The sequence below is a fragment of the Stenotrophomonas sp. YJH_SMC_101-4 genome (genome assembly GCF_059370395.1).
In genome coordinates this window covers 213115-236437 of sequence record NZ_JCAFTP010000003.1, presented here as the reverse complement: position 1 = coordinate 236437, position 23323 = coordinate 213115, and the positions used below count along the sequence as shown (strand labels likewise).

General features: G+C 60.8%; 19 protein-coding genes and 1 tRNA gene. 11 read left to right on the top strand and 9 right to left on the bottom strand.

What is annotated here, in order from left to right:
* Positions 1 to 4 precede the first annotated feature (4 nt).
* The gene (locus AC5P8D_RS11910) at positions 5 to 517 is read right to left on the bottom strand and encodes a hypothetical protein (protein ID WP_100446977.1); all 513 of its coding nucleotides are present in this window, start codon (positions 515 to 517) and stop codon (positions 5 to 7) included.
* Positions 518 to 599: 82 nt separating this feature from the next.
* Here AC5P8D_RS11910 and AC5P8D_RS11905 point away from each other — a divergent pair, with 82 nt between their 5' ends.
* Positions 600 to 1226: a YiiX/YebB-like N1pC/P60 family cysteine hydrolase gene (locus tag AC5P8D_RS11905; protein ID WP_197576647.1), complete on the top strand. Its 627-nt coding sequence runs from the start codon at positions 600 to 602 to the stop codon at positions 1224 to 1226.
* A 54-nt stretch (positions 1227 to 1280) separates the two neighbouring features.
* On the opposite strand, the gene AC5P8D_RS11900 is transcribed toward AC5P8D_RS11905, so the two are convergent.
* The 4 genes from AC5P8D_RS11900 to AC5P8D_RS11885 form a co-directional block, all read right to left on the bottom strand.
* Positions 1281 to 1442, bottom strand: a complete 162-nt coding sequence (locus AC5P8D_RS11900) for a hypothetical protein (protein WP_238379178.1) — start codon at positions 1440 to 1442, stop codon at positions 1281 to 1283.
* 273 nt (positions 1443 to 1715) lie between these two features.
* Positions 1716 to 3140, bottom strand: a complete 1425-nt coding sequence (locus tag AC5P8D_RS11895; RefSeq protein ID WP_171954912.1) for a short-chain fatty acid transporter — start codon at positions 3138 to 3140, stop codon at positions 1716 to 1718.
* 187 nt (positions 3141 to 3327) lie between these two features.
* The gene (ubiA, locus tag AC5P8D_RS11890) at positions 3328 to 4221 is read right to left on the bottom strand and encodes a 4-hydroxybenzoate octaprenyltransferase (protein ID WP_495203351.1); all 894 of its coding nucleotides are present in this window, start codon (positions 4219 to 4221) and stop codon (positions 3328 to 3330) included.
* A 107-nt stretch (positions 4222 to 4328) separates the two neighbouring features.
* Positions 4329 to 6554, bottom strand: a complete 2226-nt coding sequence (locus tag AC5P8D_RS11885; protein ID WP_495203350.1) for a polysaccharide biosynthesis tyrosine autokinase — start codon at positions 6552 to 6554, stop codon at positions 4329 to 4331.
* A 600-nt stretch (positions 6555 to 7154) separates the two neighbouring features.
* Between AC5P8D_RS11885 and AC5P8D_RS11880 the strand changes: the two genes are divergently transcribed.
* The 10 genes from AC5P8D_RS11880 (at position 7155) to AC5P8D_RS11835 (ending at position 17486) form a co-directional block, all read left to right on the top strand.
* On the top strand, positions 7155 to 8321 hold the full coding sequence (locus tag AC5P8D_RS11880) for a nucleotide sugar dehydrogenase (RefSeq protein ID WP_241874090.1): 1167 nt from the start codon (positions 7155 to 7157) through the stop codon (positions 8319 to 8321).
* A 10-nt stretch (positions 8322 to 8331) separates the two neighbouring features.
* Positions 8332 to 9114 (top strand): WecB/TagA/CpsF family glycosyltransferase, encoded by a 783-nt coding sequence (locus AC5P8D_RS11875; protein ID WP_495203349.1) that lies wholly within the window; start codon positions 8332 to 8334, stop codon positions 9112 to 9114.
* A 4-nt stretch (positions 9115 to 9118) separates the two neighbouring features.
* Entirely contained in the window at positions 9119 to 10201 is a 1083-nt protein-coding gene (locus tag AC5P8D_RS11870) for a hypothetical protein (protein ID WP_241874092.1), read from the top strand.
* A 44-nt stretch (positions 10202 to 10245) separates the two neighbouring features.
* Entirely contained in the window at positions 10246 to 11688 is a 1443-nt protein-coding gene (locus tag AC5P8D_RS11865) for an oligosaccharide flippase family protein (RefSeq protein ID WP_495203348.1), read from the top strand.
* A gap of 4 nt (positions 11689 to 11692) precedes the next feature.
* Positions 11693 to 12613 carry a glycosyltransferase family 2 protein gene (locus AC5P8D_RS11860; RefSeq protein WP_495203347.1) on the top strand — a complete coding sequence of 307 codons (921 nt, stop codon included), beginning with the start codon at positions 11693 to 11695 and terminating at the stop codon, positions 12611 to 12613.
* 9 nt (positions 12614 to 12622) lie between these two features.
* A complete protein-coding gene (locus AC5P8D_RS11855) occupies positions 12623 to 13759 on the top strand; it encodes a glycosyltransferase (protein WP_495203346.1) in 1137 nt (378 codons plus the stop codon).
* A complete protein-coding gene (locus tag AC5P8D_RS11850; protein WP_241874094.1) occupies positions 13756 to 15084 on the top strand; it encodes an O-antigen ligase family protein in 1329 nt (442 codons plus the stop codon). Before AC5P8D_RS11855 ends, AC5P8D_RS11850 begins: the two co-directional genes overlap by 4 nt.
* The gene (locus AC5P8D_RS11845; RefSeq protein WP_495203345.1) at positions 15081 to 16145 is read left to right on the top strand and encodes an acyltransferase family protein; all 1065 of its coding nucleotides are present in this window, start codon (positions 15081 to 15083) and stop codon (positions 16143 to 16145) included. The genes AC5P8D_RS11850 and AC5P8D_RS11845 overlap by 4 nt, the downstream gene beginning before the upstream one ends.
* Before the next feature lie 29 nt (positions 16146 to 16174).
* Complete coding sequence (locus AC5P8D_RS11840) at positions 16175 to 17293, top strand: endo-1,4-beta-xylanase (RefSeq protein WP_134730969.1); 1119 nt, start codon at positions 16175 to 16177, stop codon at positions 17291 to 17293.
* A 116-nt stretch (positions 17294 to 17409) separates the two neighbouring features.
* Positions 17410 to 17486: transfer RNA gene (locus AC5P8D_RS11835), tRNA-Arg, on the top strand.
* A 119-nt stretch (positions 17487 to 17605) separates the two neighbouring features.
* Here AC5P8D_RS11835 and AC5P8D_RS11830 read toward each other — a convergent pair.
* From AC5P8D_RS11830 to AC5P8D_RS11815, 4 genes are all read right to left on the bottom strand, one after another.
* Positions 17606 to 17923 (bottom strand): hypothetical protein, encoded by a 318-nt coding sequence (locus AC5P8D_RS11830; RefSeq protein WP_495203344.1) that lies wholly within the window; start codon positions 17921 to 17923, stop codon positions 17606 to 17608.
* A gap of 38 nt (positions 17924 to 17961) precedes the next feature.
* Entirely contained in the window at positions 17962 to 18666 is a 705-nt protein-coding gene (locus AC5P8D_RS11825; RefSeq protein ID WP_241874096.1) for a DKNYY domain-containing protein, read from the bottom strand.
* A 146-nt stretch (positions 18667 to 18812) separates the two neighbouring features.
* Complete coding sequence (locus AC5P8D_RS11820) at positions 18813 to 20168, bottom strand: Gfo/Idh/MocA family protein (protein ID WP_053443851.1); 1356 nt, start codon at positions 20166 to 20168, stop codon at positions 18813 to 18815.
* Between the two features lie 65 nt (positions 20169 to 20233).
* Positions 20234 to 23209, bottom strand: a complete 2976-nt coding sequence (locus tag AC5P8D_RS11815) for a TonB-dependent receptor domain-containing protein (protein WP_495203343.1) — start codon at positions 23207 to 23209, stop codon at positions 20234 to 20236.
* Positions 23210 to 23323 lie beyond the last annotated feature (114 nt).

Genomic DNA, 23323 nt, shown 5'->3' with positions numbered 1-23323 from the left:
GGCTTCAGATCGACTCGTCCTCACGCTTGACCAGCGTCCAGCACGGCGTCTGCGCAAAGGTATAGGTCTGCTGGTCGCTGCTGTCCGGTATGCGGATCTGCACCTGCCGCTGTCCATCTGCCAGGGGGCTGACCTGCATTTCGCGGCCCTGCCCGGCCAACGCGGCTGGATCGGGCATCACCGGCCACTCGACATCGGCCAGCGCCAACCGGCTTTCCACCTTGCGCGGTTCCGGCTCGGCCTCCGCATCGATGTAGCTGTCCAGCAGCGGATCGGCAGTGGTCTTTTCCTGCAGCGTGATCTCGTTGCCGAAATGCTTCAGGAACGTATCGAATTCCGGGTAGGGGCATTCACTGGCTGCAGCCACAGGTGTGGGCTCGGTGGCGCTGGTCGCCGGCGCCGCTGCGGCAGTCACGGCTTCGGCCGCTGTCTGTGGTGGCTGCGGCGCCGGCGTGCAGGCAACCAGCACCGCGCCGCAGGCAAGCACCAGCAGTGCAGGAGAAGGGTATCGACGCATGGGCTCATCCTGAATCCGGTCCGGTCGCTCCATGCTACCGCGCACCCTACAATTCCGGCATTCCGCCTGTCCGAGAGTCCTCATGCATCGCCTCCTGCTCCTGATCGGCCTGCTGCTGCCCGCCCTGTGGCCGGCCGTGGCGTTGGCCGTCGATGTCCACGAAGGCGACCTGCTGTTCGTCACCGCCGGCCGCAGCGGCCTGAGCGCGGCCATCGACGATGCCACCGGCACGCAGGGCGCACCCAGCTTCGATCACGTCGCCCTGGTCGCCTCGGCGCCGAAGGGCTGGGAGGTGCTGCACGCCGACGAGAAGGGATCACGCCGGCAATCGCTGACCGAGTTCCAGCAGGACGCCCACGCCAAGCAGCGGCAGATCGTGGTCTATCGCCTGCGCGCGCCGCAGCAGGCGGCCATCAAGGATGCGGTCGCCACCGCGCGCACGATGCTGGGCAAGCCCTACAACACGTCGTATGTGTTGAACGAGGACAGCTATTACTGTTCGGACTTCATCGAGCGTGCGTTCCGTGCGCACCGCGTGTTCGCATTGCAGCCGATGAACTTCCGCAACCCGCAGACCGGGCAGATCGCCCAGCACTGGGTCGATCTTTACCGCAGCATGGGCATGGACGTGCCGCAGGATCAGCCGGGCACCAATCCGAACGACATGTCGGCGGCGCCGGTGCTGCAGCGTATCGGCGTGCTGGAATAAGCAAAGCCCCGCACGGGACGGGGCTTCGCCGATCACGTTGCACGCGCAACGCGATCATTCTTCTTCGTCGTGGCCGCCCTGCTGCTGGTTCTGGTTGCGCTTCTGCTGTTCCTGCTGCTGTTGCTGCTGCTGGTCGCGGCCACGGCCCTGCTGCTGATCCTGCTGGCTCTGCTGGCCCTGCTGCTTCTGGTTCGGGTTCTGGTTCTGCTGTGCCATGTCCGATCTCCAAAGCCACTCGCGGAATGCGGTGGACGTGGCCATCGTCTGCAGCGAATGGTTAATCACGCGTGGGTGGGCGGCTACATCTGTGTGTACGCCTGTGAATGAACGCGCAGAAGCCCTTGTGGCACAAGCGGCTGAAGGATTCATGCGGGTTCGGCATGTGCTCATGCCGTCATCGGCGTTGCACGCATTCATGGCGCTCGCAGCCGGAAACACGCGCTGAACGAGGCTGGCTTCCCGGCTCACGCAGGGAAGCCAACGCTGCATTCAGGGCATCACCGGCGGCACGTACGCCAGGGTCATCCCCAGCAGCCACAACAGGCCCAGCACCAGCGGAATGTGCACCAGCAGCTGGATGAAGGTGAAGCCGACGATGTCGCGAGCCTTCAGCCCCAGCACTCCCAGCAGCGGCAGCATCCAGAACGGATTGATCAGGTTCGGCAGCGCTTCGGCGGCGTTGTAGACCTGCACCGCCCAGCCAAGGTGCGCCTTCAGTTCGTTGGCGGCCTGCATCACGTACGGCGCCTCGATGATCCACTTGCCACCACCGGAGGGCACGAAGAAGCCCAGCACGGCCGAATAGACACCCATCACCAGCGCGAAGGTATCGGTGCTGGCCACGTGCACGAACAGGCTCGACAGCCGGTGCGCCAACGTCTGCCCATCGCCGCCAGCGGCGTGGGTGAGGATCATCGCGATGCCGCCGTACAGCGGGAACTGGATCAGCACGCCGGTGGTGCTGGGCACCGCCTTGGCCACCGCGTTGAGGAAGCTGCGCGGGCGCCAGTGCAACAGCAGGCCCAGCGAAATGAACAGGAAGTTGTAGGTGTTGAGGTTGGCGATGGCGGTGACCACCGGCTTGTTGGCGAACTCGTTGAACAGCCAACCGAACGCCAGCAGCGAGAGCAGCACGGTCAGCAGCGGGCTGTATTCCAGCCACTCGCCCGGGCGCGTGCGCTGCTGCAGTGGCTCCGGTTCGGCCTGCGCGGCACCGGGGAAGTCTTCGGCGGTGCGAGCGCTGCCTGCGGCCGGTGCGGTCAGCCAGGCGATCAGCAGCGAGACCAGGATCAGCACCGAGGTCAGCGCGATCGACTGCCACAGGAAGATGGTTTCGGTGAACGGCAGTACGCCGGTGATCTCGACCAGCCCCGGCGGCATGCTGGCCGGGTTGGCCTGCAGCTGTGCAGCCGACGAACTCAGCCCCATCGCCCACACCGCGCCCAGCCCCAGGTAGGCCGAAGCACCGGCCGCGCGGTAGTCCATGCGCAGCTCGGTACGGCGTGCCAGCGCACGCACCAGCAGGCCGCCGAACACCAGCGAGAAGCCCCAGCTGAGCAGCGAGGCGAGCATGCTGACCAGGCCCACGTACACCACCGCGCCACGACCGGTGCGCGGCACCCGGGCCAGGAAGTCGATGAAGCGCGCGACCACCGGCGCCGTCGCCACGGCGTAGCCGCCGATGACCACGAAGGCCATCTGCATGGTGAAGGGAATCAGGCTCCAGAAGCCGTCGCCGAAGGCGCTGGCGGTGGCCTGCGGGGTCGAGCCGAAGCCCATCGCCGCCAGCGCGACGATGACCACGCCCAGCACCGCGAACACGTACGCATCGGGGAACCACTTTTCCGCCCAGGCGGCCGAGCGCAGTGCTGCGCGCGCCATCCAGCCGTCCTGTACTGCTGCCGTCGAGGCCATCGCCTACCCTCCCAGGTTCGATGGCCCGATTCTGGGCGGTGGGGTGCGGGCTGTCTGCCACCTATTGGTCGTAGGTGGCGGAAGGCCCGGCGCCGTGCGCCGCCGCCCGAGCATGGGCTCGGGCGCTACGGATATCCGGTTTCGGGGGGGCCACCTGTAGAGCCGAGCCCACGCTCGGCTGCGCGTCTCAACGCAGCGCCAGGTCCACGGCGATGCCGGCAAACAGCGCGGCACCCACCCAGTTGTTGTGCAGGAATGCCTTGAAGCAGGGGCCGCGCTCGCGGTTGCGGCAGATCCAGAACTCGTACACCACCAGCACCGTGGCCACGGCCACGCCGGCCAGGTAGTACCCGCCCAGCCCGCCGCGTACGCCGACCAGCGCCATCGTGGCCAGGAACAGTGCGTACAGCACGCCCTGGATGACCAGGTCGAGATCGCCGAACAGGATCGCGGTGGAATGCGAACCCATCTTCAGGTCGTCCTCGCGGTCCACCATGGCGTACCAGGTGTCGTAGGCGGTGGACCACAGGATGTTGCCGGCATACAGCAGCCAGCCCAGCATCGGCACCTCGCCCTGCACGGCGGCGAACGCCATCGGGATGCCCCAGCCGAACGACATGCCCAGATAGACCTGCGGCAGATGGGTGTAGCGCTTCAGGTAGGGGTAGCTGGCGGCCAGGAACACGCCGATGAAGCTCAGGCCGATGGTCAGCCCGTTCATCGTCAGCACCAGGCCGAACGCAACCAGCATCAGCACCGCAAACAGCGCCAGCGCGGCACGGCCACTGATCGCACCGGTGGCCAGCGGACGCGCCTTGGTACGCTCCACATGCGGGTCGAGCCAGCGGTCGGCGTAGTCGTTGATGACGCAACCGGCCGAACGGGTCAGCCACACGCCGGCGGTGAACACGAACAACGTCCACAGCGGCGGCAGGCCGCCCGCAGCCAGCCACAACGCCCACCAGGTGGGCCACAGCAGCAGCAGCGTACCGATCGGGCGATCAGCGCGCATCAGACTCCAGTAATGCCGCCAACGCGGCGTCGCCGGCGGATGCGGCGCGGAAAGAGGGGTGTCAGCCATGGGGATAGGATACTCCTGCGCCGCAGGGTCGGCGGCGCGGGTCTGGAAAAGACAGGGCCCGATGCGCCTGCGCGCATCGGGCCCCGGTGTCCTGCCCTGCGAAAAGATCAGGCCTTTTCGTCGGACTTGTACTCGTAATAGCCGTAGCTGTAATAGCCCGTGGCACGCTTCTCGACCGCGTTGAAGATCGCACCCTTGATCTGCACGCCGTTCTGTTCGAAGCGCTGCAGCGTCAGCTCGATTTCCTTGGCCTGGTTCACGCCGAAACGGGTGACCAGCAGGCTCGAGCCGGCATGAGTGGCGACCAGCGCCGGGTCGGTCACGGCCAGGATCGGCGGCGTATCGACGATCACCAGGTCGTACTTGCCGGACATTTCCTGCAGCAGCTGCGCAAAACGCGGGTGCATCAGCAGTTCGGCGGGATTCGGCGGAATGTCACCACGCACCATGTAGTGCATGTTGTCCAGGCCGGACACCGGATGGATCACGTCTTCGACGCTGAGCTTGCCACCCAGCACATCTGACAAGCCCTTCTGGTGCGACACACCCAGGATCTTGTGCAGCGTGCCCTTGCGCATGTCGGCGTCGATGACCAGCACGCGCTGGCCTGCCTGCGCGATGACCGCGGCCAGGTTGGTGGACACGAAGGTCTTACCCACGCCCGGGCGCGGGCCCGAGATGGTCAGGATGTTGTTCTTCGCTTCCAGCATGGCGAAGTGCAGGCTGGTACGCAGGCTGCGCAGTGCCTCCACAGTCGGGTCGGCTGGTGCGGATACCGCCAGCAGGTGCTGGCGACCGTCGGCCACCACGCGCGTACCGTGCTTGCCCTTGCGCAGCTTGGGCAGGGTGTTGGACACGCTGAGCGGGATCGCGGCGTAGACCGGCAGGCCCAGGGCCTCGATGTCCGCCGGGTCTTCGATGCCCGGGTTGAGCATGCGCTGGAGGAAGACGAAGGCGACCGAGAGGAAACCGCCGAGTAGCGTGGCGATGGCGACGATCAGGGCCTTGCGGGGTGCAACCGGGTTGGCGATGTCAACGATGGCCGGATCGACGATACGCACATTGCCGACTGCGCCGGCGCGGGCCACATCGAGCTGCTGCGCCTGGTTCAACAGCGCGGTGTACAGCTCGTTGCTGACCTGCAGGTCACGGGTCAGTCGCAGCAGTTCCTGCTGGGTTTCCGGCAGGTCACCGACCTGCTTCTGGAAACCGCCCTTGCGGCTTTCCAGATCGCCGATCTGGCGCAGAAGTGCACGGTAGGCAGGATGCTCGCGCGTGAAGCTACGATCCATCTCGGCCTGCTTCAGGCGCAGCTGCTGGATGCTGGCTTCGACGGCCACTTCCTGTTCCAGCAGACCCTTGGTCTGCATGGTGATGTCAACGGCCTTCGAGCGCGACTGGTAATCGCTCATGGCGGCCTGAGCCTGTTCGACCTGGCGGCGAATGGTCGGCAGCTGATCCTTCACGAACTGCAACTGGGACGCGGCTTCGGCCGAGCTGCGATCCACGTTCTGCCGAACGTAGGCATCGGCCACGTGCTGGACGAGGGCTTCGGCACGCAGCGGATCGGCATTCTCGTAGGACAGCTGCAGGATGCCAGATTCCTTGCCCTGCTCCGTTGCCTTGATGTCTTCCTGCAGCTCTGCAACAACGTCCAAGCGGCGGAGACGGGTCACCTCGAATTGCATCCCCGGGTTGGCACGGAGCTTGTCCACCTCCAGAGTGACTCCGCGGCCCTTGGCGGGCACGCCAACCTGACCCTGCAGCAACTGGTGGCCATCCTCATCAAACAGCACGAAGTCCTTACCGCTATCGTCCACTCTCAACACCATGGTGGTGTCAACGAGCGGGAGCGGCACTTCAAGGCGATGTATGCCAAGTACGTCGCCACCCCAGCCATAGCGCGCCAGGCCAAACTTCGGCGGCGCCACCTGATCTTCGGTCTCGGGCTTGAAGCGGCGGACGAAGAAGTTGCCGAACACCGGAAGGCGCTTGGGTTCAATTGCAACTTCCAGATTCAGCTTGTCCACGGCCTCACCGATGACAGTACGCGACGTAAGCAGCGCAACTTCGGTAGTGGCTGCCGTGCTGCCGCTTCCACCCAGCGAGGCCAGATCAGCCAGCCCGGGGATGCTCGGCATCTTCGACTCCACCTGCACCATCGCCTGGGCCTGGTAAACCGGGCGTGCGAGCAGCGCATAGGCAACGCCAGCAATGAAGAACGCGGCAGTCGTTCCAACGATCCACCATTTGCGATCAATAAGCGCCCCAAGCAGCTCACGCAGATCGATTTCATCATCCTTGACCGCTCGAGAGTCCATTTGCTTCGTCATCGCTTCCACTTCAATTCGGGAACAACTGCCCAGGTAGAGGCAGGTCTTGGGAGGTTGCACAGCACCAGCAACGCAGCGTGGTGAAACGACGCGTGCTGGCGCGAAGTCGAGGCCGTCACGCCACTCGACCAGCAGTCCACAGCAGGACAAGCCTTACAGTTTAGCTCATGTACAGGCCGTGGCGGCGCTCAGCTGGAAAATGAACAGCCCTGACTTCCCAGCGCTCTGTTACGATCGCGCTCGGAAGCATTGCAAAAGTGACGCATGTCACATTTTATAATACTCCCCTCGAGCGCATGGACAATTCGATACCCAGACTTTCAACCGGCAGGATGCCACTCATGATCGATTTTTCCCCGTCTCGAACAGTGCGCGATTTCGCACGCGGACGCGGCTGCGACGTTCTCCTACCTGAATGTCGGGCCGCCAGCCTGCCATCTTCGGAGTACCCGAAGCCGCCTGTAGTAGCATCGCCCCCCCGACCAGGCGTGGGCTCGCTGCTCCCCCACCTGTACGGCAGGCGCCCTGCGTCACCCGCATTGCCAGCGGTGCCGCCGCTGATGCCCCCAGCCTCCCCAGATTGCCGCAAAAGGAATTGAGATGAAGATCGCTGTTGTTGGTACCGGTTACGTTGGCCTTTCCAACGCCGTCCTGCTCGCCCAGAACCACCAGGTCGTCGCATTGGATATCAACGCAGAGCGTGTGGCCCTTATCAATGCGCGCAAGGCCCCCATCGAAGACCGCGAAATCGAAGACTACCTGTCGAACCGACCACTGCAGCTGTCGGCGACGCTGAGTCCCGAGGAAGCCTACGCGGGCGCGAGCTTCGTGATCATTGCGACCCCTACGGACTACGACCCCCTGACCAACTACTTCAACATAAGCTCCGTGGAGTCGGTGATCCGCGACGTTTCGTCGATCAATCCCGATGCGGTGATGGTGATCAAGTCCACGCTTCCGGTGGGGTGCACCAAAGAGCTGGGCGAACGCTTCAACTCGTCAAACATCATTTTTTCGCCTGAGTTCCTGCGCGAAGGCAAGGCGCTTTACGACAACCTTCACCCCAGCCGCATCATCGTCGGCGAACGTTCCGAGCGTGCCGCGACCTTTGCCAAGCTCCTGCAGGAAGGTGCGCTGCGCGACGACGTTCCGGTCCTTTTCACCGATTCGACCGAAGCTGAAGCAATCAAGCTCTTCGCCAATACCTACCTGGCGATGCGTGTAGCCTACTTCAACGAACTGGACACTTATGCGGCCTCCCATGGGCTGGACACGCGCCAGATCATCGAAGGCGTCAGCCTGGATCCGCGCATTGGCACGCACTACAACAATCCATCCTTTGGCTACGGTGGCTATTGCCTGCCGAAGGACACAAAGCAGCTGTTGGCCAACTACAGCGATGTGCCGCAGAACCTCGTCCATGCAATTGTGGAAGCCAACCGCACGCGCAAGGATTTCATCGCCGATGAAATCATTCGCCGGGCCCCGAAGGTCGTGGGCATCTATCGCCTTGTGATGAAAGCCGGGTCCGACAACTTCCGCGCCTCGGCCATTCAGGGCGTGATGAAGCGGATCAAGGCCAAGGGAATCGAGGTCATCGTGTATGAGCCTGTGCTCAAGGAAGACCAGTTCTTCCATTCCGCCGTGGTCCATGACCTGGGCCGGTTCAAGCAGCAGGCTGACGTGATCATCGCAAACCGCCTGACCGACGAACTCCAGGATGTGAGCGCCAAGGTCTACACCCGCGATCTGTTCGGATCAAACTGAGTCGCCAGCGATGACCGACACTTCATACACATTCCCCGTGGTAACCGTCGGCGGCCTTCCCACTGCATCGGTATCACGGCAGGCGCTCGCAGACTGCATGGTCCGCGATTGCCTGCAGGCACGCAGCGAACCCGAGACCTGGACACCCCGCGTCGTGCTGTCCTCCAATGGGCAGGGCATTGCACTCGCCGGTCGGGACAGGTCGTTTGCCGCTGCGATGGCGCAGGCGGACATCATCCACGCCGATGGCATGCCCGTGGTTTTTGCCAGCCGCATGACCGCGCACCCATTGCCGGAGCGCATCGCGACGACCGATTTCTTCCATGACGCCGCTCGTGCAGCCGAAGCCCATGGGCTGAAGTTTTTCATCCTCGGCGCCAAGGATGGCCAGAACAAGGCAGCGGTGGCCGCGATCCAGAAGATGTATCCGAAAGCCGAGATCGTGGGCCGGCGTGATGGTTACTTCTCCGCTGAAGCGGATGACGAGGTCTGCGCAGAGATTCGTGCGAGCGGGGCGGACGTCCTGTGGGTCGCGCTTGGCAAGCCACGACAGGAGCACTGGGCGCTGCGTAACAAGCACAAGCTCAAGGGCGTCGGCTGGATCAAGACCTGCGGTGGCTTGTACGCATTCCTTGCAGGCGATGCACCACGCGCGCCGGAGTGGATGCAGAAGGCGGGCCTTGAGTGGCTGTTCCGGGCTGCAAAAGAGCCGAGGCGCCTTGCCTTCCGATACGTTGTGACCAATCCCTACTCCCTCTTCCGGTTGCTGACCGCAACCACCCGTGGAAGCTGAGCCCATGCCCCTTGCCGCTGCGCCCTTGCCCACCGAAGCTCCCGCGACGAAGATGACCCCGTTCAAGACCAACGTTCGCAAGCACCTCAGCCAGCAGCATGCGACGTTGCTCGCGTTCTGGACGGGGGATGGACAACGCCCCCAGGCATCCATCGAGAACCATTGCGACATGGTCTACTCGTTGTTCCTGCTGGGTGACCTGGACGATGTCAGCCCGTCGGCCGTGGACGCGTTCTGCGAGCTCGCTGCGAAGACCCGTCTGCCAGGATGGAAAACCACAGAGGTGCTCGAGGAAGGAATCTCGGTCCATAACTGTGCTTATCTGTTCGGCACCCTGAACCTGCTCGGCACGCGCTTCCCCGGGCTGTATGCCAAGGTTCTGGCGGGACGAACCTTCCATCTTCCCGAGCTTGCCGACCCGCAGACATTGCGTCCGGTGTTTTCAGCCAAATGGGCCCACCACAATTGGCGGGTAAGCCACTGGATCGGCGGCGTGCCTTCCATCCTGGTTTCTCTGGAAGCCAACGTCCCCCAGCTGCTGCCGCGTACCGGCCTGGCCGCGGGTTGTCGCGATGCCGTAGACGCCCTCATGGACCCGCGTACTGGCCTGCTCCGGGCCTACCGCAGCGACCTTCTGCAGAAACTGTTCCGCATCGCGTACGGCCTGCGTCACGCACCAGACCTGGGCGACATGGGCGGCGTCGCGCATGTTCTTTGGGTCGACCATGTAATGCGGCGCAGATACATGGCCGTGGAAGCCATCCGGGCCGAGGCATCCAGGCTGCTGCTGGGCAACAGTCCTTTCATGGAGAAGGTCCCCTACTGCTTGGACTTCGACATCATCCAGGCACTTCGCACTGCCGCCGAACAGTCGACACCCGCAACCGCGCTGGAGCGCGACCGCGCGCGTGCACTGATGCGCAGCATTGAAGCATTCTTTGAGAATCCCAGCGAAGGCTACACGCTCCACAAGATTCCGGGGGCCCTGGCAACGCATCATGAGTGTGCGCTGCTGGTCGAAACCTCAAACTCACCGGCCTCTGGCGGTGAGCCGCTTGATGTCATCAAGGCAGCGAACTGGCTCTAAGGTCGATCAAATTGGAGAGCAAAGCTGGTTCAGCGGCAGACCTCATGTCGCGTACGAAGGTTGCGGTCCTGTGGAACGCGGGCGGTCGAGCCGCGCGTGTCGCGCTGCAGATGCTTTTCATCCTTCTCATGGGCCGGGTGCTGGGCCCAACGGAATTCGGAATCGTCACGCTCGCACTGATTCCCTTCCAGATTGCCACTACGCTCGGAACACGGACATTCACGCAAGCGCTAATCCAGAATCAATCCTGGATGGATGGACTCCATCGTGAAACTGCCCGGGCAAGCGTTGTTTCAGGACTGGTCGTCTTCATCCTGATTGCTGCGTGTGGTCTCGCATTCGGGTACGCCAACCAATCGTGGGATTACTTCATCATCATCGCCGCAATGGGACTGAGCGCCCCGATTTCATCAATGGCGGTGGTTGCTCAGGCGCGCCTCAGCAAGGAGATGGAGTTCGCCAAGATCTCTTTGGCGGAGACCATCGCCAGCATCGCTGCCGTAGCGGCGGGACTGGCATATCTGTACATTTGGCGCGACGTGTACGCGGTCGCTGTTTATGCACTAACCCAACGGAGTGTTGAGACTCTCCTCATCTACATCACAGCACGGCACCGGGGCTTCCCAGCGCCGGCCGAGAAGGCCACCCTGCGAAGCACACCTGGCGACATCAAGCCGGTCGTGCGATTTACCGCGCCCCTTTTCGGAATGAACCTGCTGACGGCTGCGATCCAGTCGATCGACCAGATTTTCGTCGCACTCCTCATCGGCACGGAGGCGCTCGGTCTATACGGCATGGCAAGGCGGATTACAGAACAGCCAGCTCGCCTCATCGTACAGGCCCTTGAACGTGCACTGTTCCCCGCCGCCGTCCACTCGCTCGACAGTAGATCATCCGCGGGCCAGATCTATGAACGCGCCATCGTAACGATCTGCTTTGTCTCAGGTGCAGCGTTCTTCGTTCTTGCCGCAGTCGCCCCGACACTGGTCCCTCTTCTCTTGGGTGACCACTGGCGAACCGCCGTTCCGTTCGTCCAGGTATTCGCGATCCAATCGGCGGTGCTTCCGGTTGGAGCAGTTTTTCTATCTTTCATTACTGCAGCAGGCGCGACCGGCAAGCAGTTTGCATTCACGCTCAGTCGTTTCGCGACGCTTCTCATTTCTACGGTGTTCCTTGCATGGCTGCTCGACTGGAGTGCCATGGAGTTGGCCATTGCTACGACTGTTGCCAATCTTCTGCTTGTGTACCCCAACATGCTACTGGCGGAGAGAACGGCAGGAGTGAGTAGTCGCGCCGGCGGCATTTCCATTCTTCGAGGTCTTGCGCCAGGCGCCATTGCAGGCCTGGCCGCCTACAGTGTCAGCGGCCTTGATTTCACACCAGCTCTCCAAGTCGCTATCGCACTTACTGTCGCCCTAGCGGCACTTGTGCTGTCCGCCATGATAATTGTGAAACCGGCATATCGAAAGACCAGGAACAGAGATTGAGTCAATGACCTCCGAACACCCACTCGTAACCGTCGTGATCCCGGCTTACAACCGAGCGCATAGCATCGGGGCGGCAGTGCAGTCAGCGATCTCTCAGGATTACCCCAATTTGGAGGTCATTGTCATCGACGATGGTTCCACCGATGGTACTTCCGAAGTCGTCGCCGCTATCGCGAACCCGGCAGTGCGTTGCATCCGCCAAGCCAACTCAGGCGCAAATGTTGCTCGAAACCGTGGCATATCTGAAGCTCAGGGAGAGTACATCGCTCTGCTTGACTCCGATGACACATTCCTTCCAGGCCACATCAGCCGCTCGATCCGGCACCTCGAGAAAGACCCGGGGAGTGCGGTGTTCTCGCGAATCGTTGTTGATCGCGGCAGCGATCGGAAATTTCTGAAGCCGCCACGAGCACCTAAGGAGGGCGAACCCATTTCCGAGTACCTTTCATGCGCTGCCGGCTTCGTGCAGACAAGCACGGTAGTCGTCCGAACGGAGACCGCCCGGACGGCCAGATATCTTGAATGGCTGCCCTACGGTCAGGACGTCGACTTCGCCATCCGCGTGGAGCGTGCTGGCTACCGGTGGCATATGATCAACGATCCGGGCGCAGTCTGGAACGATGTGAAGAGTGGAAGCAGGATTTCGGCAAGGACAGATCCTGCGGTTCGGCTGCGCTGGGCGGAGGAGGCGCAGCAGCTTCTTACCAAGAAAGCGCTGAGGGGATTCAAGGGTTGGCGCGTGGCGAAGGCTTACGCCGAGCACGGCCAGACGCTGAAGGGGCTGACTCTCTGGTTAGAAGCGGCGGTGACGGGCACCTATGCACCCAAGCACGCCGCTATCGTGTTCCTCCAGGTTGCACTTGCCAACGGTTGGTATCGCAAAGTCGCGGATGTTGGTGTTGGACTTCGCTCATCGAAAAAATGAAGTAGACGCATGAAGATCCTGATATATCGCTCTCGGCTGCTCGCAGGCTCAGAGACATTCATCGCCGACCACTACGATGCCTTGGAAAGGTCAGGAATTGAGTGCTCGTTCGCCTGCGAGGAGGCTGTTGGCGATAGCATTGATCGATTCCGGCACGTAAAGAACCGCGATGCGCATGGCGGAAAGTTTGCGCGGCTGATGCAAAAGACACTCTTCAATCTGGCACCGAATTGGTCTCGGCTTGCAGCAGAAGTACGTGCACTTGCCCCTGACGTAATTCACGCGCACTTCGCTACCGATGCTGCGGAGATCCTCCCTATCGCAGAGAGGCTGGGAATTCCACTGATCGTCACTCTCCACGGATTTGACGTAACATCGAAGGCGAGCTACTTCGCAAAGAAGCTCCCCTTCAAATGGCCGTACGTGCTTCGTGCAGGCCGGCTGCGCCAAAGAGCTGCGGCATTCCTGCCGGTTTCGGACTTCCTGCGTGACACTGCAATCAGCAAAGGATATCCGACGGAACGGACACATACGCACTACCTCGGAACGGACCTGGATCGTGCACCAGCGGTCAGCTCAGAGCCGCGGAAGAACATCCTTTTTGTCGGTCGCTTGGTAGAGAAAAAGGGATGCCACTATCTCATCGCGGCATTCAGAAAGATGGTGGCCAATGGCTTTGAAGGAAAGCTTCTGATCATCGGCTCCGGCCCCCAGATGGAACCATTGATGCGCAGTTCTGAGGATCTCCAGGACCGCATTGAGTTCTTGGGAGCTCAGGATCGGGAGACCGTACTCAAGCACATGAGCTCAGCGAGCGCATTCTGCATGCCATCGATGCCAGCCAAAAGCGGGGACAATGAGGGACTGGGGATGGTATACCTCGAAGCTCAGCTTACTGGCTGCCCCGTTGTGGCATTCGATCAAGGGCCTGTCCGCGAGGCCGTCTGGGAGGGAGACTGGGATCTTCTAGCCGAACAGGGAGACATTCATTCACTGGCGGAGAAGCTTTACCTCGCTATTCGCGATGATAAAGCCTCTCATGATCTTCAAGTAATGAGGCGTGACGCGGTCATTCGAACGTTTGACCTTTCCACAAGAACCAGAGCTCTCGGACAAATTTACGCGAGCATCGGCACAGAAAAATGAAATTGAAGAACAGCCACTCACGACTATCCGCCCCAATCATTATTTTTACGATTGCCCTAGTCTACTTGTTTATCCAAGACATTCCATTTCAAGATCGTGGAACAAGAATAGACCTGGATGAGGGTGGCTCTGGGTCAATTATTCGGCAAATATTCTTCATTGCTGTTGCAGCATATTTTTTTCTGAAGGGCATTGTTTCGAGAAAGATCTCAAGACACTTCTTCCCTTGGTCGATTGTTGCACTTCTTCTGTGGTGGTCGATTACGGTCACATGGGCAACATCGCCAGAAATTTCCTTTAGGCGACTAGCCTTTAACGCGATAATTTTTATCTGGATCTATTCTGCAACAGCAGTTATCGGCCCGAAAAGATCTCTTCAAACCCTCAAAAATGTATCGTTCGCCCTAGTATTCGCAAGCCTGATTAGCGGCCTTTTGATACCTAATGCTATCCATCAAGCAGGAGAAATGGATTCCGGGCTTGTGGGTGCATGGAGAGGTGTGTTCTATCATAAAAATCAAGCAGGCCAAGTCGCCGCAATCGCATTAATACTCGGCGTCTTCTCCGCGTTTCCAGGCTTCAGCTTTAAATCGATTCGGCTACGTAAAATTTTCCTGCCATTGCTCGGCACCTTGGGCGGATTTGCATTACTCATACTATCAAACTCAAAGACATCGATTGGCATGCTTCTGCCGGCTCTGCTAATCGGGTACGTGTGCACTCATATTGCGATGTCTCGCTCACGACTACTGGGATACGCAGCCCTCATTCTGACAGGTACCGCGGCAGCATCTGCCGCTATTGCGATATTTTTCCCACAGATTTCATCAATCCTTACAACGCCTGAGTCCTTCACCGGTCGCGCGGGAATGTGGGCAATTCTAGTCACAATGATCATTGACCGACCAATTTCCGGCTTTGGTTTTGGGTCAGTTTTTCAAGCGGGCGCGGAATCGGCCATTTCCGGATATGCCAACTGGTCGTACCTAACCTTTGCTCACGGGCATAACGGCTATCTTGACCTAATCGTGGCAACCGGCTTTATTGGATTCGCACTGTTTTTGATTTCAATGTTCTTATCCCCGACACGCTGGACGCTGAGGCTGCAAGACAATGACTCGGACCTGCGAGGAGGAATGATCGGTCTTATCACCTTCATTGCTCTGCACAGCCTTCTCGAGACTACGTTCATGAATCCACAGCAACCTCTCTGTGTCGTACTGGTAATGATTGCCGCTTCGTCCTACCAAATGGCCTCTACAAGCAGGCATCAGCCTGTAGCGAGGCTAAGCCGCCGTCAGCCTGTAACGAGACCAAGCCTGTGACTAGAACACTGTACAGCCTCCAATATTTGAGGGCGACCGCCGCTGCACTTGTTGTGATACACCACGCACGGGAACAGTTTCCCGGAATAAAACAGCTATTCCAGAGTCCGTTCGGGTCCGCTGGCGTCGACGTGTTCTTCGTTATTAGTGGATTCATAATGATGTACGTTTCGCATGGTCGCAACAATGATCCACTACCCTTTTTCATCCACCGACTGGCTCGAGTCGCGCCACTCTATTGGGCATTTACCTTGCTCTTAGCAAGCCTACTCATTATTGCACCTTCCACGTTTAGATCGACCGAGTACAGTACATCAGCCCTGATTAACTCACTTGCATTCATTCCATATGAATGGGACGACGGCAGGGTCCGGCCACTACTCTCCATTGGCTGGACGCTTAACTATGAAATGTTCTTTTACGCACTTTTCTCGATTTCCCTGTTCTTTAAGGAATCAAAAAGTAGAATTGCCTTTATCTCAATCACACTATTGACCTTGATAGTCTCATCCGAGATTTTTTCATCAGGACTTGGAGAGAAATCAACCTATCTATCCCATTATGGATCGACGATTACTCTGGAATTTGTGGCCGGCATGGTTACGGCGAAGATGTTCTTAAACGGAACATTTGGCAATCGCACGCGGGGAGTGACGCTATTATCAGTTGGAATTGCCTTATTCATCCTCACAGCCATATGGATGCCTGAGGATGGTCGACTTCGATTCCTATACTTTGGTATTCCGGCTGTATTGGTCGTCCTCGGCTGCCTAGACATCGAGAGCTCATCGAAAAGAGAGAAAGGTAACAGGCTATTGTTGGCGCTGGGCGAATCCTCTTATTCTCTTTATGTCTCACACATTTTCACACTGGGCATTCTGCGCGCCTTGTTCGGCGCACTGGGTCTTAAAGTGAATGACTGGCCATCAGCTATAGGCTTCATCGCCATCGGCCTCATTGCATGCGAGCTCGTCGGATATCTTGTGTACGCACTGTTTGAGCGCCCGGTGTCCAAGGCATCCAAGAAGTTGGTTTCCAACGCCATTCTTCGGCAAGCCTAGCCTTTTACACTTAACTCCGAGGCAACCAATTGAACAGGCGAAATTTCCTCATCTCAAGTTCGCTACTGGTCCCTGCACTTTCTGCTCATGCGCTACCTTTACAGGTTGCAGGTGGCGACAGAAAATCTGGCCTGAATGATATTGCCAGGAGAAAGGGGTTGTTCTTCGGGTCTGCCGTCAACGTCAGCGAGCTGACCAATGACGCGCAAGCAAAGGCAATCATTGACGACTGTGGAATCATCACTGCTCAACGCGCGCAGAAATGGCCGATCATGTGGCAATACCAGGATCATGAGACGCCAGAGGAAGCCGATCTAGTTGCTCAATTTTCTTTCCAGCACGGCCTGCTACTTAGAGGGCACGCGCTCATCTATGATGCCTTCATGCCCGACTGGGTAAAAGCGCTTGATAAAACGGCGATGCGAAGGGCTTTTGATCGAAGGATCAGTTACGCAGCTAGCCGTTGGAAGGGTAAAGTCCATTCTTGGGACGTCGTAAATGAAGCCATTGAGCCGAACGACCATCTAGCCAATGGACTTAGAAACTCCCTGTTCATGAAGGCACTCGGCCCCTCTTACATTTCCGATGCATTCTTCAGAGCAAAGGAGTGCGATTCAAGTGCATTGCTTTGCTACAACGATTACAATCTAGATTCGACCGCAAGTTTTGCGGATAGACGTCGACGGACAGTATTGAAACTTCTGGAGTCATTGAAAAAGCGCGGCGCGCCCGTCGAGGCTCTCGGAGTTCAGTCACATCTCAAATCTCAGCTCAAGTACGATGATCGAATCTGGCGTGACTTCCTCAAGGAAGTAGCTGATATGGGTCTCAAGATCATAGTTTCAGAGCTTGACGTTAATGATCGATACTTTAGTGAGGACATTGCTAGGCGGGATGCTCAGGTTGCGAGCATGACTTCTCGATACCTCAACGTGACTCTGGATGAGCCTAAGGTCATAGGCATAGTCAGCTGGGGCCTTAATGATGGCCAATCCTGGATGGCAGCCCGTCAGCGAAAGGGCGATCCAGGATTCATTCGTGCTGACGGAGCAGTCCCGCGCCCCCACCCGCTGAGCTCTTCACTGGAGAAGAAGCCGATGTGGTATGCAATCGCTGACGCGCTCAGGGCGGCACCCGACCGGTCTTAAAGCTCAGAATGGTAGCCACGCCATGCCCGAAATGGTTACAATCACCGGCCCCTAGTGGGGAGGAAGTGACCGACGATGATTGCCATAGCGGTCAATTCAGTTTATTTCACCACAACGCGCCCGTAGCTCAGCCGGATAGAGTAGTGGCTTCCGAAGCCATTGGTCGGGGGTTCGAATCCCTCCGGGCGCGCCATCTTTCCCTGCCCTCATCAGCGCAGGAGCCCCAGCCCCACACGCACCATGGCCTGCAGCATCGGCCGTGCGACGCCGTGTCCGGCCGAAGCAGCACGCGTCGAGGGGCGCCTTCCCACCTCACTCGACGATGTCGGCGCGCCCCGGTTGCCCGAACACGGCATCGTGCCAGTAGCTCTGGCGTCGTCTGAACCAGCGTGCGAAGCGCCGCTCGTCAAACACCCGCAACTGCCGCATGTCCACCTGATAGCGATGGAACAGCGCCAGGAGCTCCGTCAGCGCCTCGTCATCCACCCGCTGGCGATCCACCAGGATATGGAGAATCCGCCCCTTCCCTGCAACGTCGACCACGCAGGGCAGCTGCTGCAGCCGCGCGAAGAAGCTCGCCTCATCCTGTCTGGAGTAGAACACCACTCTGTCGGACTGGAGTTCCACCACGTTCCTTCCTTCCACCATCGGGCCTCCTCTCCTGTCTTTCAGGGTGCTGCGGCAAACCCAAACCGCGCCCGCACCCCAGCGTCCTTCTCAACCAGATGCAGGGTGAACAACTGCGTCGCATCCCGCGACCAGCTCCCCTCCAGCCAGCGCCACGTAGCCGCATCCACCCGCGGCAGCTTCCGCTCCAGGTAGTAGACCCGGCTGCCATCACCCGAAAAGCACCCATCCAGCAGCTGCCAGCGCTCGCGATCCACCCCGGGCAGCGGCTTCCCGTCGCAGTAGACGTTGCTGTCATCAACGGCGTACAGCGGGTCCTCTGGCACCCCTTGCAGCTGGTCGCCACGCAGGCAGTGCTTCATCCGCCGGCCGCAGTACCAGCCGCCATGGTCATCGGCCCCGTAGCCGCCACCGAGATCGCGGAACGTCGTGCAATCCGCCCCGGCCAGCGCCTTCAGCGAGGTCTCGTACTCGAAGTAGACGGCATGGTTGTCCAGCCAGTAGGCGCCGCACTGCCGGAAGCTGTCGCGGTCGATGGAGGTCTGCCGGGTCCACGCGTGATAGACCGCGTGCGCATCGCGAGCGATGAAGAAGTGCGCCGGAATGAACTCGAAGCTCGCTGCATCGGCCTTGCGCAGCAGTCGGCCCTGGTGGAACACCCGGCCATCGTGGATGCGCCAGAATTCGATGCCGTAGGGGCCGACGAATCGCTGGTCAGGAAGTTCGCCGATCTTCTGCCATGGCATGGTCTGGGGCTCCGCCAGTGGTGGGGCCGCTAGTTCAATGCGGTCGGCAGGAAAAGCAGCCGAGCGTTGGCTCGGCTCTACAGGTGCCAATGCACCGATGCAGACGGCAACGCCGGGCATGCGCGGCGTTGCCGTTGATGTGCAGATCAGTACTTCCCGTCGAACGCAAAAATCGGCTTGCGCTGCTTCCACGCGCCAGCGGTGAAGTCCGGGAACTCCAGCGTCTGGAAACTATTGGCGATCGACTGCTCGCTCAGCGGCGTGATCGCACTCCAGGTCACCGCGTCGTAGATGTCGATCGGCATCGGCGCCTTGGCCTTCAGCGCTTCCACAAACGCGTGGATGACGAACCAGTCCATGCCACCGTGGCCAGCGCTGGCGGCGGTGTCGGCATTCTGCTTCCACAGCGGATGCTCGTATTCGTCCTGGTACTTCTTGAACTCTTCCCACTGGTGCGGCGGGCTGCGGCCTTCGATGTGGATCGAATGGTTCACGTCCATCCACAGGCCCTTGGTGCCCTGCACGCGGAAGCCCATCGAGTACGGGCGCGGCAACGACGTGTCGTGCTGCAGCAGGATGGTCTCGCCGTTCTCGCAGGCCAGCGTGGTGGTGACGATATCGCCGAGCTTGAACTTGACCTTGGTGCTGGGGTGGGTGGTGCCACCACTCTTGGCCACGGTGTATTCGTGCAGGCCGCGTGCCTTGGTCGCGAACGCGTTGATGTGAGTGAAGCGGTTGCCACGGTTGATGCCGGTGTACATCGCGCACGGGCCGATGCCGTGGCTGGGGTACAGCTCGCCGTTGCGCTCCACCGAATGCTCGGTGCGCCAGCGTGCTTCGCTCCAGCCCTTGGGGCCGAATTCCACGCCACTGTCATAGGGCTGGTTCGGGTCGCCGGAATTGAACTTCACGCCGCGCAGGTCATGCTGGTAACCGGCCTGCAGGTGCACCAGTTCGCCAAACAGGCCCTGGCGCACCATCTGCAGCGCGGCCATCACGTCGCGGCGGTAGCAGACATTCTCCAGCAGCATGTACGGGGTGCCGGTACTCAGCTGGGTCTTCAGCACGTCCCAGTGGTCCTGCAGGGTGATGCCGGCCACCACTTCGCAGCCCACGGCCACGCCGGCCTGCATCGCGGCAATCGCCATCGGCGCGTGGTATTCCCACGGCGTGGCGATGATCACGCCATCGATGCCCTTCTGTTCCAGCAGGCGCTTCCAGGCGTTGCTGTCACGGTCCTGGCCGTAGGTCTTCGGGGCCGGCTTGCCGGCCTTGGCCACCATGTCCATGGCGCGGCCGAGCATGATCGGCTCGATGTCGCACAGCGCGACCACCTCGACGTCGTCGCGACGCACCAGCTCCTTCAGCAGCACCAGCCCGCGCATGCCGGTACCGATCATGGCCAGGCGCACCTTGCGCCCGCGTGCCCATGCCGGGGTCTGCGGCAGCAGGCTGCTGGCGGCGACAGCGGCACTGGCCGCGATGAATTCCCTACGCTTCATGGCAAACATCTCTCCTCTTGGCAGCGAGCCGGCCGTAGCCGGCTCGCCGGGTCACGCAAACGGAATTACTTGAAACGGTAGCCGATGGTCACACTGTAACCACGGCCGAAGATGGTCGCGTAGTCACTGGAGTCACCCAGGAAGCTGTTCGGATCGTAGAACGGCAGGCGGTTGAACAGGTTCTTGACGGTGAAGCTCAGGTTCCAGGCATCATCCGGGCGCCAGGTGACGCTCATGTTGGCGGTCCACCACGACGGCGCACCGTCGCATTTGCTCTTCTGCAGGGCCAGGTAGCCGCCGGTGCAGGTCTCCTTGTTGTTGCTCACCTCATCAACCTGGTCGGTGGCCCACTTGGTGCCGCCCACGTAGTTGACGAACATGCTGGTGGTGACCTGCTTGTAGGTCCAGTCGGCATTGAGCGTGGCACGCAGGCGCGGGTTGTTGTAGTAGCCCACCACGTCGCCGTAGTACCAGCCGTTGGCTTCATCCATGTAGAAGCGGTTGCGGTTGGCGATGGTGGCAGCCAGGCCGATGTTCAGGTTGCCCCAGTCACCCAGCGAGAAGCGGCTGCGTGCATCGATGTCGAAGCCGTCGATCAGCGTCTTGCCACGGTTCTTGTACTGGCCCACCACGCTGGCCACGTTGCCGGCGGAGTAGCCCGGCAGCACCGACGGGCAGCTCACGCCACTGGCCGGGTCGGCACACATCGCCGCCAGCTGCGCCAGGTTGGCGCGGTCACTGTCGGTGATCGGCGAGCGCGACGAGGAGATGATGTCTTCCATGCGGCGGTAGTCCGGCGCGACGATTTCATTGTCGCGATAGATGAACCAGTAGTCGGCCGACACCGACAGCCAGGTCGCCGGCTCGTAGACGAAGCCGAGGGTGGCGATCTTGGCCTTCTCCGGCTTCAGGTTCTTGTTCGGCTGGGTCATGCGGGCCACGGTGCGGCTGCAATCGACGTTCAGCAGGTTCTTGCCCAGGTCGACATCGCCCGGACGCTGCGAGCGCAGCAGCAGGTTGGCGATGGCGTTGGTCTCGTTGCAGCGCAGCTCGTCGCGGTAGCCACCCAGCTGCGCGAACACGCCGCCGTTGCCGGATTCGGCCAGGCTCGGTGCACGGAAACCGGTCGAGTAGGTACCGCGCAGCATCAGCTGGTCGAACGCCTGGTACTTGAAGCCGATCTTCGGCGCGACGTTGGCGCTGAAGTTCGGGTACTTGTCCACGCGCACCGCCGCATCCAGTTCCAGCTTGTCGGTGATCGGTGCCACGGTCTCGGCAAACAGCGCGTAGGTGTTGCGCTTGCCGTCGAACCAGGAACCACCCTGCTGGGAGATCAGGCCGTTGGCTGCATCCGCGTTGCCCGGGGTGTAGAAGGTTTCGCGGCTGGCGTTGAAGCCGAACGCGGCGCGCATTTCACCGGCCGGCAGCTGGAACAGCGGGCCTTCGATCTTGCCGTCCAAGGTGTGCAGACGGGTCCACGACTGGATGTCGAAGGTCGGGAACGCTTCACGGATCAATGCGGCGTTGGCTTCGCTGATCTCACCGAACTTGTATGCCGGGTGGTCGGAGATGATCACGCGGCCGGTGGTCGGATCGACCGAGTACGGGCCGAACGCCTTCTCGAAGCCCTTGATGTTGACGTTGATCGTCTGGTACGTGGTGGAGTGGGTACCGGCGCTGGCAAACGCGGTCTCCCAGTTCCAGTCACCCCGGTTGCCACGCGCACCGGCCAGCACGCGGTAGCTCTTGTCGGTATTGCGCTGGCCGAAGTAGTTCGGGCCGGCATCCTGCAGCAGGTAGTTCAGGCCGACCACGCCGCCCATCATGGCCTTCATCTGCGGGCTGGCGTGGTTGTACTCGTTGTTCGGGCCCAGGAACGGGTACAGGAACTGGTTGACGGTGTTGCCGGTATTGCGCGAGAACCAGCTGGTCGGGTTGCCGGTGGTGGTGCCGTAGGTGCGCGGCGTACCGCCGTTGGCGCGCAGGTCGATGTCGGTGTAGGTCGCCTCGGCGAAGATCTCGGTGCTGTCACCCACCAGGAAAGTGCCGTTGAGGTAGGCGGTATTGCGCTCGGACTTGGCGCCGGCATCGATCTCGTTGTTCATCCAGGTTTCCCAGACGCAACGCGGACCGGCCGCTTCACTGGTCAGCACGTTCTTGCAGCCCGGCGCGGCTTCCTGCACGCGGCGGCCGGTGACCGGATCGAAGGCGAAGTAAGTGCCCGGATTGAATTCACCCGGCTTGCTGCCCACGCCCAGGCGCAGGTTGTTGAGGTAGTTCGGATTGTTGACGTAGTACTGGTCGGGCCGCTTATCGTAGAAATCGCTCAGCGGAATCGCGTCGCGGCGGTACATGTTGACCGCACCGTAGATGTTGAAGCGGTTCTCGGTCAGGTCACCGAAGCCGGCGGTGATGCTGGCCTGGCGCTCGCCGTAGGAGTCGATGCGCGAGGAGGTGTCGTTGGTGAAGCTGACCTCGGCGCCCTGGAAGTTGCGCTTGGTGATCACGTTGATCACGCCGGCCACCGCGTCGGTGCCGTACACCGCCGAAGCGCCGTCGGTCAGCACTTCCATGCGTTCGATGGCCGCAGCCGGGATCGCGTCGATGTTGACGAACTGGGTCTGGAAGCCGGCCGGTGCACCGTAGTACGACAGGCGACGACCATTCAGCAGCACCAGCGTTCCCTGGGCACCGAGGCCGCGCAGGTTGGCCTGCGAGGCACCGTCGGAACCGGTGAACAACGAACGCGCATCCTGCTGCGCCGGACGTGCGGCAGGCAGGTTGTCGAGCACCTGCAACAGCGTGCGCGCACCCATGTTCTGGATGTCCTGCTTGCTGATCACCTGCACCGGCGACGCGGTTTCAACGTCGGTGCGGCGGATGTTGGAGCCAGTGACCTCGATGCGGGCCAGGTCGGTGGCCTTGTCCTTGCTCTCCTGGGCGAAGGCAGGAACGGCGACCGACAGCAGCACGCCGGCAATGGCCAGCGACAGCGGAGCGATCGAACGACAGGGGGGGCGGTGGTGGCGGGCGGGCAACATCGGGGTTCTCTCCTGGCAGGGGTGCGGCGCGAATGGTGAGCGCGTGGGCGTTCGGCGGGCAAAACGCTCCCGGGCCACGGCCATGAGGGCCGTAGTCGGAATGGGCGGGGGGAG